Origin of the sequence: Pokkaliibacter plantistimulans, from assembly GCF_003194385.1 — a bacterium.
Classification (GTDB): domain Bacteria; phylum Pseudomonadota; class Gammaproteobacteria; order Pseudomonadales; family Balneatricaceae; genus Pokkaliibacter; species Pokkaliibacter plantistimulans.
Map to the genome: position 1 here is coordinate 1 of NZ_LAPT01000003.1, position 13,622 is coordinate 13,622.

Annotated in this window: 14 protein-coding genes; 12 read left to right on the top strand and 2 right to left on the bottom strand. The window is 54.4% G+C overall.

The window, feature by feature from the left end:
- Positions 1-301: 301 nt before the first annotated feature.
- The 5 genes from WH50_RS01055 to radA all read left to right on the top strand — a co-directional run bounded on the left by WH50_RS01055 (position 302) and on the right by radA (position 5,238).
- Positions 302-1,267 (top strand): TAXI family TRAP transporter solute-binding subunit, encoded by a 966-nt coding sequence (locus WH50_RS01055; RefSeq protein ID WP_110185655.1) that lies wholly within the window; start codon positions 302-304, stop codon positions 1,265-1,267.
- A 366-nt stretch (positions 1,268-1,633) separates the two neighbouring features.
- Positions 1,634-1,771, top strand: a complete 138-nt coding sequence (locus WH50_RS26270) for a hypothetical protein (RefSeq protein WP_165838262.1) — start codon at positions 1,634-1,636, stop codon at positions 1,769-1,771.
- A gap of 152 nt (positions 1,772-1,923) precedes the next feature.
- Positions 1,924-2,988, top strand: a complete 1,065-nt coding sequence (gene hemE, locus WH50_RS01065) for a uroporphyrinogen decarboxylase (protein WP_110185657.1) — start codon at positions 1,924-1,926, stop codon at positions 2,986-2,988.
- A gap of 32 nt (positions 2,989-3,020) precedes the next feature.
- Positions 3,021-3,800 carry an SDR family oxidoreductase gene (locus WH50_RS01070; RefSeq protein ID WP_110185658.1) on the top strand — a complete coding sequence of 260 codons (780 nt, stop codon included), beginning with the start codon at positions 3,021-3,023 and terminating at the stop codon, positions 3,798-3,800.
- A 70-nt stretch (positions 3,801-3,870) separates the two neighbouring features.
- A complete protein-coding gene (gene radA / locus WH50_RS01075; protein WP_110185659.1) occupies positions 3,871-5,238 on the top strand; it encodes a DNA repair protein RadA in 1,368 nt (455 codons plus the stop codon).
- Between the two features lie 13 nt (positions 5,239-5,251).
- Here the strand turns inward: radA and WH50_RS01080 are convergent, their stop codons facing one another.
- Positions 5,252-5,623, bottom strand: coding sequence for a PilZ domain-containing protein (locus WH50_RS01080; protein WP_110185660.1), 372 nt, complete (start codon positions 5,621-5,623; stop codon positions 5,252-5,254).
- A 108-nt stretch (positions 5,624-5,731) separates the two neighbouring features.
- Positions 5,732-7,390 (bottom strand): energy-dependent translational throttle protein EttA, encoded by a 1,659-nt coding sequence (gene ettA, locus WH50_RS01085; protein ID WP_110185661.1) that lies wholly within the window; start codon positions 7,388-7,390, stop codon positions 5,732-5,734.
- 425 nt (positions 7,391-7,815) lie between these two features.
- Here ettA and glyA point away from each other — a divergent pair, with 425 nt between their 5' ends.
- The 7 genes from glyA to nusB all read left to right on the top strand — a co-directional run bounded on the left by glyA (position 7,816) and on the right by nusB (position 13,617).
- Entirely contained in the window at positions 7,816-9,069 is a 1,254-nt protein-coding gene (glyA, locus tag WH50_RS01090) for a serine hydroxymethyltransferase (protein WP_110185662.1), read from the top strand.
- Positions 9,070-9,185: 116 nt separating this feature from the next.
- A complete protein-coding gene (nrdR, locus tag WH50_RS01095) occupies positions 9,186-9,668 on the top strand; it encodes a transcriptional regulator NrdR (RefSeq protein WP_104154402.1) in 483 nt (160 codons plus the stop codon).
- Positions 9,661-10,791, top strand: a complete 1,131-nt coding sequence (ribD, locus tag WH50_RS01100; RefSeq protein WP_243409942.1) for a bifunctional diaminohydroxyphosphoribosylaminopyrimidine deaminase/5-amino-6-(5-phosphoribosylamino)uracil reductase RibD — start codon at positions 9,661-9,663, stop codon at positions 10,789-10,791. The genes nrdR and ribD overlap by 8 nt, the downstream gene beginning before the upstream one ends.
- A gap of 23 nt (positions 10,792-10,814) precedes the next feature.
- Positions 10,815-11,480: a riboflavin synthase gene (locus WH50_RS01105; RefSeq protein ID WP_110185664.1), complete on the top strand. Its 666-nt coding sequence runs from the start codon at positions 10,815-10,817 to the stop codon at positions 11,478-11,480.
- Positions 11,481-11,538: 58 nt separating this feature from the next.
- Entirely contained in the window at positions 11,539-12,651 is a 1,113-nt protein-coding gene (gene ribBA / locus WH50_RS01110) for a bifunctional 3,4-dihydroxy-2-butanone-4-phosphate synthase/GTP cyclohydrolase II (RefSeq protein WP_110185665.1), read from the top strand.
- Between the two features lie 19 nt (positions 12,652-12,670).
- Entirely contained in the window at positions 12,671-13,150 is a 480-nt protein-coding gene (gene ribH / locus WH50_RS01115; protein WP_104154398.1) for a 6,7-dimethyl-8-ribityllumazine synthase, read from the top strand.
- Positions 13,147-13,617 carry a transcription antitermination factor NusB gene (nusB, locus tag WH50_RS01120; protein ID WP_110185666.1) on the top strand — a complete coding sequence of 157 codons (471 nt, stop codon included), beginning with the start codon at positions 13,147-13,149 and terminating at the stop codon, positions 13,615-13,617. Before ribH ends, nusB begins: the two co-directional genes overlap by 4 nt.
- Positions 13,618-13,622: the final 5 nt, after the last annotated feature.

The following is a 13,622-nucleotide window of genomic DNA, read 5'->3' on the forward strand; positions in this document are numbered from 1 at the left end:
ACGGTCAGGGGTTTTGCTTTTTGGGGTTTTGATAACGTTTAACGACCTTACCTCTACGATTTGTATATTCCTGATATAAATCCAAGTTACATTTCATGAACCAATATTCATTGGTTCTGGCTAGCAGTAACCTTATAAAGTGCTTCTTCATTTACCAATACGTGTATAGAACATGCATCGTATGGATTGCTTTTTTAACGAATCACAGCAAATCTGGCCTAACTAACACGATGACTCTGTGCTTTACGTCAGTTGGGCACTCTGCAGGAATAATTCAAAGAAGAACAGGGGATATACGTCAATGAAAAAGGCACTTTTTAAGGTCATTTTTGCTTCGGCGCTAGTGCTCGGTGCGACGAATGTAACTGCTCAACAGTTCATTACAATCGGCACAGGCGGGGTGACAGGAGTTTATTACCCTACCGGAGGTGCTATCTGTAAGCTGGTAAACAAGGATCGCAAAGATCATGGCATTCGCTGTTCGGTTGAGAGTACTGGAGGATCGGTCTACAACATCAATACCATTCGTGCAGGTGAGCTGGATTTTGGTGTGGCTCAGTCTGATGTTCAGTACAATGCTTATGAAGGTAAGGATCAGTTTGCTGAGCAGGGGTCATTCAAAGAGCTACGTGCCGTATTCTCATTGCACCCTGAGGCGCTGACAGTAGTCGCGCGGACAGACGCCAAAATCAGAACATTCGACGATATCAAAGGCAAACGTGTCAACGTTGGTAATCCCGGCTCGGGCTCAAGAGATACCTTTGAGGCCTTGATGAAGGCCAAAGGTATGAGCATGGACGAGCTGGCGTTGGCGGCTGAGTTAAAGCCCGCTGAGCAAGCACAGGCGCTTTGTGACAACAAAGTCGATGCCATTGTTTACGTTGTTGGACATCCAAATGGTTCTATCAAGGAAGCAACAACCGCATGTGATACCAACTTGGTCGATATTTCCGGACCAGTAGTGGATAAATTGATCGCTGATCATCCGTATTATCGAGCTGCTGTTATTCCGGCCAGTATGTACCGAGGGGCTGATCATGATATTCACACCTTTGGTGTTGCGGCGACATTGGTTAGCTCAACCAATACATCTGATGATGTGGTATATGCCTTGACCAAGGCAGTGTTTGAAAATTTTGATGATTTCAAACGACTGCATCCTGCCTTTGCCAATCTTACCAAAGAGGAGATGGTAAAAAGCGGCCTATCTGCGCCTCTGCATGAAGGAGCTGCCAAGTACTATAAGGAAGCAGGGCTGATTAAATAAGCCTGCTTGTATTGTTTATCGACTTCTTGATGGATCTCAGGGAGATGGGCCGTCGAAGCTTGTGATGTCAGCGACGTTGGATCCGCTGACAGTGGATCAGGCTTACTACTTATCAGTGCTTTACGTTTAGTTGTGCAATGTAGATAAAGTTTACATTACAACAGTTTTGTTGACGTATTGCGGTTTAAAATCCACGCCTGCTAACACAATCAATTCAGACAAAAACTTGATGATTGGTTAAAAAGTAGGCGATACTTAACGCGTTTTCAGAGCAAGAGGAGGATAATGATGGATCTCGGCTCAGTGAGTGGCTCATCATATAGCTCCGTTAGTTACGGGGACTCTCTTGGTATCAAGGCTGCCCAGATGGCAAATCAGCAACAAGAGCTGGTAGGTCAACAGGTGTTGCAGCTGATTGATGAGAGTTCAGTAGGCAGCGGTCAACAGCCTGCCAAGCCCGATCCAAGTGGTCGTCTTGGTTTGAATGTGGATGTAACCGTGTAGTTGCTATCTTGAGTTCAAAAAGCCAGCAGGTATTTCGATACCGGCTGGCTTTTTTATTTCTGCTAGCCGTGCGCCTTGAGCCAGAACACGGACGCCTGTATAAGGACAGGCTAGAATAATGCCCCGAATATAGCAGACAGAGCCTCAACACTATGGCAGAACTCAAGAATGATCGCTTTCTTCGTGCGCTGATGCGTCAGCCTGTGGATTGCACACCCGTATGGATGATGCGTCAGGCCGGGCGCTACTTGCCTGAGTATCGTGCTAGTCGCAGTCAGGCTGGTGACTTCCTGAGTTTGTGCAAGAACCCTGATTTTGCCTGCGAAGTCACACTTCAGCCGCTTGAGCGCTTTCCGCTGGATGCTGCCATTCTGTTCTCTGATATTTTAACGATCCCCGATGCAATGGGCCTGGGGCTGTATTTTGAGACGGGTGAAGGCCCCCGATTCCGCAAAATCATTCGTAGCGAAGCCGATATTGCCGCATTGCCTGTTCCTGATGCCCGGGCTGATCTGGATTATGTCATGGACTGTGTTAGCACCATTCGTTCGGCGCTGAATGGCCGAGTGCCATTGATTGGTTTTTCCGGCAGCCCCTGGACTCTGGCTACCTATATGGTCGAGGGTGGGTCGAGCAAAGACTTCCGCCACGTCAAAGCCATGATGTACGACACACCGGAATTGATGCACGCATTGCTTGATAAGCTCGCGCAGTCAGTAACCCGTTACCTGAATGAACAGATCCGAAGCGGTGCCCAGGCGGTACAAATCTTCGATACCTGGGGAGGCAATCTCAGCGATCGTGCTTATCGGGAGTTCTCTCTGGCATATATGGACAGGATTGTGCAGGGCCTGATTCGGGAGCATGAAGGTCGGACTGTGCCAGTTATTCTGTTTACCAAGGGGGGCGGGCAGTGGCTTGAGCTGATGGCGGCGACGGGTGCTGATGCACTTGGTATTGACTGGACTACTGATATTGGTAATGCACGTCAGCGTGTAGGCCAGCGCGTCGCATTACAGGGCAATATGGACCCCTGTGTGCTGTATGCCAACCCTCAGCGGATTCGCGAAGAAGTTGCGACTATTCTGCAGTCCTTTGGCCATCATCCTGGTCATGTCTTTAATCTTGGACACGGGATTCATCAGTTCGTTGAACCAGAGCATGCCCGTGTGTTTGTGGAGGCCGTGCACGAGTTGAGCGCGGCTTACCATCAGTAATGTCAGGCAGTAAACCCGAGTAAGGAGAAGTCATGGATACCGGACTGACCGGCAAGCAGGCACTGGTCTGCGGCGCCAGCAAGGGCCTGGGGCGAGCGTGTGCAGAAGCCCTGGCTGCAGAGGGTGTGCACCTGACGCTGGTGGCGCGCTCTGCCGCACCTCTTGCTGAAGCAGCATCGATGTTACGTCAGCGTTATGGGGTGGACGTACATGAGGTGGCGGTGGATATTACTACGCCTGCAGGCATCGATGCTGCGCTGGCAGCCTGTCCGGCACCGGATATTCTGGTGACCAATGCCGGTGGCCCTCCGCCAGGCAATTTTCGCGACTGGAGTCGAGAGGACTGGCACAAGGCAGTGGATGCGAACATGTTGACCCCCATTGAGCTGATCAAAGGGGTGGTGGATGGTATGATCTCCCGCCGTTTTGGCCGCATCGTCAATATTACGTCTGGTGCTGTTAAGGCCCCTATCGCGGTTCTGGGCCTGTCCAATGGTGCGCGTTCGGGGTTGACCGGTTTTGTCGCCGGTTTGGCGCGAGATGTGATTCAGCACAACGTTACTGTTAACAACCTGCTGCCGGGTCCGTTTGAGACTGACCGTCTGGTCCAGGTTTTTGTCGGTGAGGCCAAACGCCAGGGCATCAGCCCGGAACAGGCGAGGGAAAAACGTTTGACCAGCCATCCGGCCAGACGCTTTGGTGAACCGGCAGAGTTCGGTGCGGCATGCGCTTTCCTATGCAGTGTCCAGGCAGGCTATATCACCGGACAGAACTTGCTGATGGATGGTGGGGCTTACCCCGGCACGTTCTAACCTGACATTTCCAACTGAGCCCGCATAAGCGGGCTTTGTACTTTTCGCTCTCTGTACTCCAAGGAACACCATGGCCAAGCAAAAACTCGCCTACGTCTGCAATGAATGCGGTGAAGATTTCAGCAAATGGCAGGGGCAGTGCAGTAACTGTGGTAACTGGAACACTCTTTCGGAAGTGCGTCTGGGTAGCGGTAAGCGCAGCACCAGTAGTGGCGGGGGGTATGCCGGAGCAGCAGGACAGCAGGCGCAGATTCTGGATCTGTCAGCAGTTGAGCTGAGCGAGACGCCACGCTTTTCTTCCGGTATCGGTGAGTTTGACCGTGTACTGGGGGGAGGTATGGTGCCCGGCTCTGCCATTCTGATTGGCGGCCACCCCGGTGCAGGTAAAAGTACCCTGTTGCTGCAGACCATGTGTCAGCTGGCACAACGTATGTCAGCACTCTATGTCAGTGGTGAAGAGTCACTGCAACAGATTGCGATGCGTGCGCAGCGGCTGAGCCTGCCCATGCAAGGACTGAAGATGCTGGCTGAGACCAGCGTCGAACGCATTCTGGAAATGGCCACGCAATTGCAGCCCAAATTACTGGTAGTCGACTCGATTCAGGTAGTACACACCGAACTGATTGACTCCGCCCCCGGTGGTGTCAGCCAGGTCAGGGAGAGTGCTGCCATTCTGACACGTTTTGCCAAGCAGACAGGGACGGTACTGATGTTGGTTGGGCATGTGACCAAGGATGGTACTCTTGCTGGCCCCAAGGTGCTGGAGCACATGATTGATGCCTCGCTCCTGCTAGAGGGGAGTCATGACAGTCGCTTCCGGACTTTACGTGGTATCAAGAACCGTTTCGGCGCGGTTAATGAACTGGGGGTCTTTGCCATGCTGGAGCAGGGCTTGAAGGAGATTAAAAACCCCAGCTCGATCTTCCTGCAGCGCACTGAGCACGCCGTACCCGGCAGTCTGGTGATGGTAGTATGGGAAGGGACGCGCCCCTTGCTGGTCGAAATTCAGGCGCTGGTGGATGAGAGCCATCTGTCAGCGCCGCGTCGAGTGGCTGTTGGTCTGGAGCAAAACCGACTGGCGATGCTGTTGGCGGTGCTACACCGCCACGGCGGGCTGCATTGTGGTGATCAGGACGTCTTCGTGAATGTCGTCGGCGGTGTCAGGGTGGCTGAAACCAGTGCTGACCTTGCCTTGCTGCTGGCGATCGTATCCTCCTTCCGGGATCAGCCTCTGCCTCAGGATCTGGTGGTATTTGGTGAGGTAGGTCTGTCAGGAGAGATTCGTCCTGTTCCCAGTGGTCAGGAGCGGATACGCGAGGCGGCCAAACACGGCTTCAAACGGGCTATCGTGCCTGCCGCCAATGTGCCCAAGGGCGGAGTAGAGGGTATGGAGCTGGTGCCAGTGAAGTTCCTCAATGAGGCACTGGCCGCACTTTAATCTTTTTGAGGTTCTACTGCTGCTTTTCCAGCAGCTGCACCAGCTCGCGTTCGACCAGTGTGGTGTCGCCAAGATTCAGCTCCAGCATGCGCCGCAGGTGGGCGAGGCTTTCGACGTCGATTGCACGTACTTCACAACCGAGCAGGCCTTCTTCCGCATGCACGATGGTAACCGGCATCTGGATGGTTACCTCTTCTGACAGCGCCAGATCGACCCGGGCTGCTTCGCCGATCAGCGGTTCCATTTGTTCGGGCTGCATCAGCAGTACGCCATGCAGGGAAACATCCAGCACGGTTACGGTGTAACGGTCTTTCGAGGTGGTCAGGTCTGCCAGCATTTCCAGTGGCAGGCGGGTAAAGCGACGCCGGTTGATCTTGTTATCCATGGCTCGATTCTCTTGGCTGGTCGAATGGTCTGCAGAAATTAAGTGTAGGTGCTCCGTGCAAAAAAAAGCCAGCCGTAATGGCTGGCTTGGCTTATCAACGTTGGCAGATCAGGCCAGACGTTTGTATTTGATGCGTTCTGGCTGGTGATCCTTGCCATAGCGCTTCTTGTAGTCTGCAGCGTATTCGGTGTAGTTGCCTTCAAAGAAGACCACCTGCGAATTACCTTCGTAGGCCAGCATATGCGTGCAGATACGGTCGAGGAACCAGCGATCGTGGGAGATCACCACCGCACTGCCGGGGAACACCAGCAGTGCCTCTTCCAGCGCACGCAGGGTTTCCACGTCCAGATCGTTGGTCGGTTCGTCGAGCATCAGTACGTTGCCGCCTTCTTTCAGCAGTTTGGCCAGATGCAGACGGTTGCGTTCACCGCCGGACAGATCCTTGACCATTTTCTGCTGATCGGAGCCTTTGAAGTTGAAACGGCCCAGATAGGCGCGGGAGGGGGTCTGATAGGTGCCTACGGTGATGATATCGGCACCGCCTGACAGTTCTTCCCACACCGACTTGCTGCCATCCAGTTCACGCATCTGGTCGACATAAGCCAGCTGCACGGTGGAACCGATATCGATGCTGCCGCTATCGGGATGTTCCTGACCGGCAATCATACGGAATAGCGTCGACTTACCGGCACCGTTACCCCCGATAACCCCGACAATGGCACCTGCAGGAATGGCCAGGTTGAGGTTCTCGAACAGTACGCGGTCGTTGTAGCTCTTGGTGACATTGTTGATCTCAATGACCTTGTCACCCAGGCGTGGGCCTGGCGGAATGTAGATCTCCTGGGTTTCGTTGCGGTTCTGGAACTCTTTCGAGCTCAGTTCATCGAAGCGCTGCAGACGTGCTTTCTGCTTGGCTTGACGACCTTTGGCGCCAGCACGTACCCATTCCAGTTCGGATTTGATGGCGCGGTCATGGGCGGCCTGTTGCTTGGCTTCAACCTCCAGACGTTTTTCCTTGGCTTCCAGCCAGCCTGAGTAGTTGCCTTCATAGGGGATGCCGTGACCACGGTCGAGCTCCAGAATCCACCCAGCGACGTTGTCGAGGAAGTAACGGTCGTGGGTAATGGCCACCACGGTGCCGGGATATTCGTGCAGGAAGCGCTCCAGCCAGGCAATGGACTCGGCATCCAGGTGGTTGGTGGGCTCGTCAAGCAGCAGCATGTCGGGGTGGTCGAGCAGCAGACGGCACAATGCAACACGGCGGCGCTCACCACCGGACAGCACCTTTACTTCGGTTTCCCATGCGGGCAGGCGCAGGGCCTCTGCAGCCACTTCCAGAGTGCGCTCCAGATTGTGGCCATCTTTGGCCTGAATCAGGTTTTCCAGTTCGGCCTGACGCGCTGCCAGTGCATCGAAGTCGGCATCCGGGTCAGCATAGGCGGCGTAAACCTGATCCAGCGCAGCCAGTGCACCTTTAACATCAGCAACGGACTCCTCAACGATTTCACGTACCGTCTTGGTTTCGTCGAGTTTGGGTTCCTGTGGCAGATATCCAATTTTCAGACCCGGCATTGGACGGGCTTCACCGATAAAGTCCGGATCCACACCTGCCATGATGCGTAACAGGGTGGACTTACCCGAGCCGTTCAGACCCAGTACACCAATCTTGGCGCCAGGAAAGAAAGACAGAGAAATATCCTTGAGAATTTCGCGCTTCGGCGGGACAACCTTGCCCAGCCGGTGCATGGTAAACACGTATTGAGCCATTGGCTTAAACCTGTTGTTAGTCTCAGTTGGCGACAGGTGGCACAGTGCCGCCCCGTCTAAATGCATCGCCGCCGTTGGTGCAGTGACCGCGGGTGGGGAGAGTGGACTAATGGTAAGGATTTGCTGCCAGCTTGGCTACGTTCCTGCGGGGAATGACCGGAGATTTTGCCAGCCAAATACGAGCAGTGAGGAAGAGTGAGGAAGCCTTCGGGTTTGGCCGCTATACGATGGCGAGGGTTTGGATGCGATGGTGGATAGCGCCGTAAATAGGCATGTTAAGCGGACGATTTTCAGCAAAATGGAGCCTGACTATGAGGCAAATAACCCACTAAATCGCAGAATATTCAACTGCTGCAAAGCGGGAATTTGGTTATAATGCCGCGCTTTCCAAGACCCATCACCTGTGCAGACCTGAGGGGACTCTTATGTTCACTAAAGACCAGAACATCGCCGACTTCGATCCAGAAGTGTGGGCGGCGATCGAAGCCGAAGTACAGCGTCAGGAAGACCACATCGAGCTGATCGCTTCTGAAAACTACACCAGTCCACGGGTGATGCAGGCCCAGGGCACGCAACTGACCAATAAGTATGCAGAAGGTTATCCTGGCAAGCGTTACTACGGTGGTTGCGAACACGTTGACGTGGTTGAGCAGCTGGCTATTGATCGTGCTAAGGCATTGTTCGGCGCCGATTACGCCAACGTTCAGCCTCACTCAGGTTCACAGGCTAACTCTGCTGTTTATCTGGCGCTGTGCAATGCGGGCGACACCGTATTGGGTATGAGCCTGTCTGACGGTGGCCACCTGACTCACGGTGCCAAGCCTAACTTCTCTGGTAAGGTTTATAACTCTGTCCTTTACGGGCTGAATCCGGAGACTGGCGAGATCGACTATGAGCAGGTCGAACGTCTGGCACTGGAGCACAAGCCAAAAATGATCGTGGCAGGCTTCTCTGCCTACTCGCGTGTGGTTGACTGGGCACGCTTCCGTGAAATCGCTGACAAAGTAGGTGCCTACCTGCTGGTCGATATGGCACACGTAGCCGGTTTGATTGCTACTGGTCTGTATCCTAACCCTGTACCTTTCGCTGACGTTGTCACCACCACTACCCACAAGACACTGCGCGGTCCTCGCGGTGGTCTGATTCTGGCGCGTGCCAATGCCGACATTGAGAAAAAACTGAACTCTGCGGTATTCCCCGGTGGTCAGGGTGGTCCGCTGATGCATGTCATCGCCGCCAAGGCCGTGTGCTTTAAAGAAGCCATGAGCGATGAGTTCAAGGCTTATCAGGAGCAGGTGCTGGAAAATGCCCGTGCCATGGCATCGGTGTTTATCGAGCGTGGTTTTGACGTTGTGTCTGGCGGTACTGACGACCACCTGTTCTTGTTGAGCCTGATCCGTCAGGGTATCACCGGTAAAGATGCTGACGCCGCCCTGGGTCGTGCACACATTACCGTCAACAAGAACGCCGTACCTAACGATCCACAGTCACCGTTTGTCACCTCCGGTTTGCGCATCGGTACTCCAGCGGTCACCACACGTGGTTTCGGTGTTGCCGAGTGTAAAGAGCTGGCAGGCTGGATCTGTGACATTCTGGACGACATCAACAACGAAGCGGTCATCAGTGCCGTACAGGAAAAAGTCTCTGCCCTGTGCAAGCGTTTCCCTGTATACGCCTGATGCTACGCTGAGTCAGACGCACCAGACGGCCGGATTTTCCGGCCGTTTTTGTTGGGGCTTATGCCAATCTCAGTTACAATGTCGCCCTTCGCTCTTTAAGTAAGGTGTGCGCGTTCATGCACTGTCCATTCTGCCGTGCTCAGGAAACCAAGGTAACGGATTCTCGTCTGGTGGCTGAAGGTGAACAGGTCCGTCGGCGACGGGAGTGTCTGGTCTGTGGCGAACGTTTCACAACTTACGAGCTGGCTGAACTGGTTATGCCTCACATCATCAAGCAGGATGGCAGCCGGCAGCCGTTTGATGAGCCTAAACTCCGAGCCGGTATGCAGCGTGCGCTGGAAAAACGACCGGTATCCACGGAGGCGGTGGAAGCCGCTATCACTCGAATAAAGCAGCAGTTGCGCGCCACTGGCGAGCGGGAAATGGGTTCCCGCTGGTTGGGCGAGGCGGTGATGAATGAGCTGCGCAAGCTGGATCAGGTTGCCTACGTGCGTTTTGCCTCGGTATATCGTGATTTCCAGGATATCGAAGAATTCAAGAAAGAAATCGAAATGCTGACCAGTCAGGAGCCGGAACAGAAGGGAGCATCCCTTGACTAGCTGGAGCGCTACCGATACTGCCTACATGAGTCGCGCCCTGCATCTTGCGGAGCGTGGCCTGTACAGCACCGATCCCAATCCTCGCGTAGGTTGTGTGCTGGTCAAAGATGGCCAGGTGATTGGTGAAGGCTTTCATGAGCGCGCAGGTGAACCTCACGCAGAAGTTCATGCGCTGCGCATGGCCGGTGAGGCTGCCAAGGGGGCAACAGCCTACGTCAGTCTGGAGCCCTGTGCCCATTATGGTCGTACTCCACCTTGTGCCGAAGGTCTGGTGAGGGCGGGTGTCGCACGGGTAGTGAGTGCCATGCAGGATCCCAATCCACTGGTCAGTGGTAAGGGACACGGAATACTGGCGTTTCATGGCATTGAGGTCAGCTGGGGTCTGCTGGAAAGCCAGGCACGCGCCCTGAACCCCGGCTTTATCAAACGCATGTCGACCGGGTTGCCTTACGTAAGAGTCAAGCTGGCCATGAGTCTCGATGGTCGTACCGCGATGGCTTCCGGTGAAAGTCAGTGGATTACCGGTGCGGCGGCGCGCGCCGATGTGCAGCGCCTTCGTGCACGCAGTTCCGCCGTGGTGAGCGGTATTGATACCGTGCTTTCCGACAACGCAGCATTGACGGTCAGGCTGGCAGAAGCCGGGCTGGATGCCGAGACCTGTGCTCGGCGCGGCGAGCGGCAACCGTTGCGGGTAGTGCTAGATAGTCATCAGCGCCTTGCTACCCACCCAGACTGCCGTTTGTTGCAGAGTGCAGGCGAGGTAGTGCTGGCGCATGGCTCAGCACAGCTGGTGGAAGAGTTGGTAACGAGAGTGCAAAGTCTGAGCTTGCCTCGCTCTTCTACAGGGTTGGATTTGCAGGCTTTACTGCGACAGCTGGCCGCACTTGGTTGCAACGAGGTGCTGGTGGAGGCGGGTGCTACATTGGCGGGTGCTTTTGTCAGCGCTGGGCTGGTGGATGAGCTGGTGATCTATATGGCGCCGGTATTATTGGGCAGCCTGGCTCGCCCGTTGCTGAATCTGCCGCTGCAGCAGATGCAGGAGAAGCTGCGCCTGACGATTCAGGATATGCGTCAGGTGGGTGAAGACTGGCGTATTACCGCTTTACCACAGGTAGCCGACTAGCTGGAATTGAGCGCTGTACTAGAATGTTTACAGGAATAATTGAAGCGTTAGGAACGGTGCAGCAAATTACCCGTCAAGGCGGGGATCTGCAACTGAGCATCGCCAGTGACACACTGGATTTCAGCGATGTGCGTCTGGGGGATTCTATCGCCACGCAGGGCGTCTGTCTGACAGTGGTTGCGCTACAGGGGCGGCAGTTTGTTGCGGATGTTTCGCGTGAGACTTTGCAGCATACCACGCTGCCAGAATGGACCGTCGGTCAGCGTGTCAATCTGGAAAAGGCGTTGTTACTGACTACACGTCTGGGCGGCCACCTGGTCAGCGGTCATGTTGATGCTGTTGGCGTCATCCGTGATGTGCGTCGTGATGCCCGTTCTCTGTGGGTACAGATTGAGTCGCCCGTGATGCTGGCTCGTTATCTGGCGCGCAAAGGATCTGTCTGTGTTGATGGTGTGAGTCTGACCATCAATGCAGTGGAAGACCTGCTGTTTGAATTGAACATCGTGCCTCATACGGCAGATATGACCACGCTGAGCAGCCTCAGGCAGGGCTCCAGGGTCAACCTTGAGGTGGACGTTCTGGCGCGGTATCTGGAGCGCATGCTGAATAGTGCTGCCAACGAGCCTGAATCAGCGGCAGGTGTGTCAATGTCGACCTTGCTGCAACATGGATTTATGCGGCGTCGCTGAGTGACGTCCGGTGCCTTGCGATGGCAGGGATAACGCAAGACTTAACAGAGGTTCGCGAATGAGCGTTAACAGTGTTGAGGAGATCATCGAAGATATCCGTCAGGGTAAGATGGTCATTCTGATGGATGATGAGGACCGTGAAAATGAAGGCGATCTGATTCTGGCAGCCGATAAGGTCACTCCAGAGCATATCAACTTCATGGCCAAGTATGCCCGTGGTCTGATTTGCCTGACACTGACGCGTGAACGTTGCGAGTATCTCAAACTGCCATTGATGGTCAGTGCGAACGGTACGCCTTATGCCACCAACTTTACGGTCTCTATTGAGGCGGCAACGGGCGTTACCACCGGCATTTCTGCTGCAGATCGCGCCCGTACTGTGCAGGTAGCCGTGAATGCCGATAGTCGTCCGGAAGACATCGTGCAACCTGGGCATATATTCCCGTTGATGGCACGGCCCGGTGGGGTACTTTCAAGGGCAGGGCACACTGAAGCAGGGTGTGATCTGGCCAGATTGGCAGGGCTGACTCCGGCGTCGGTTATCGTCGAGATCATGAATGAAGATGGCAGCATGGCCCGCCGTCCTGATCTGGAAGAGTTCGCTCGAACCCATGATCTAAAGATCGGCACGATCGCTGATCTGATCCACTATCGTACTCTGCATGAGAGGACGATCGAGCAGGTAGCAGAGGCTGAGTTACAAACAGAATTTGGTGCTTTTAAAGCCGTGACTTTCTTTGATCGCATTCAGGGAAAATCGCATTTGGCCCTGGTGCGTGGTGAAATCAATGCGGCTGAGCCGACACTGGTGCGTGTGCACATGGCAGAAGTAATGCGCGATATTATCGGTGTGCAGTCGCCCGGTAAGTGGACAATGCGCAGCTCGTTGCAGGCTATCGCTGAAGCAGGCTCTGGCGTGGCAGTGCTGCTCGCAGGGCAGCAATGTGAAGACCTGGGAGCAGCGCTGGAGAGTTTTGTCCATCCGAAACGAAGCCGGGTGGCACAGCGTGAAGGCGGCGTGTCTGGGGTGTATCAGACCGTGGGTACCGGATCACAGATTTTACGCGCATTGGGAGTAGGCAAGATGCGTCTGCTGTCGAGCCCGGTCAAATTTACCGCGATTTCTGGCTTTGACCTGGAAATTGTTGAATATGTTGAAGCTGAAGATTGAGTGTCGGAACGGATAACTTATGAGCGTTAAACGAATCGAAGGGGACTTCACCAGAGTGACTGGTAGTTACACCATTGTGGTGGCCCGCTTTAATAGCTTTGTGGTGGATAGCCTGCTGGAAGGCGCTATCGATACCCTGAAACGTCATGGTGTGAGCGAAGACAATATTCGCGTTGTCTATGTGCCCGGTGCATTCGAAATCGCACTGGCTGCGCAGAAAGTGGCCGAGCAGAAGCGTGATGACGCCATCATTGCTTTGGGGGCAGTGATTAGGGGGGGCACTCCTCATTTCGAGTATGTCTGCTCTGAATCTGCCAAGGGCCTGACCAAAGTAGGTCTGGATAGTGGTATTCCCGTCATGAACGGCATTATCACTGTGAACAGTATCGAGCAGGCCATTGAGCGCTCTGGTACTAAAGCAGGCAACAAAGGCGCTGAGGCCGCTTTGGGCGCGATCGAAATGGTCAGCATGCTCAAGCAGCTGGAGGCAGATGCATGAGCCAGGATAAGCCGGTCAAAAAAGAGGCGTTAGCTAACAAGCGGCGCAACGCCCGCCAGTTCAGCCTGCAGGCTTTGTATCAATGGAGCTTGGCGGGTGGCAATCTGACCGACATTGAGGTGCAGTTCCGCACTGACAATGACATGTCGAAAACGGATCTGACCCTGTTCCGTGAGCTGTTGCATGGTGTGCCGGCCAAGGTGGCTGATCTGGATGTGCATTTGCAGCCAAAGCTGGACCGAGCTCTGAAAGATCTGGACCCGGTAGAAAAATGCATTCTGCGGATGGGTGCCTATGAGTTGGCTTTCCGTCTGGAAGTGCCTTACCGGGTGGTCATCAATGAGTGTGTTGAGTTGGCCAAGTTGTTTGGTGCTACTGACAGCCACAAGTACATCAATGGTGTGCTGGACCGGGTAGCGCGTGAACTGCGTGCAGCAGAAACTCAGCGCAACAATCGCCCTGCCTGATTCTG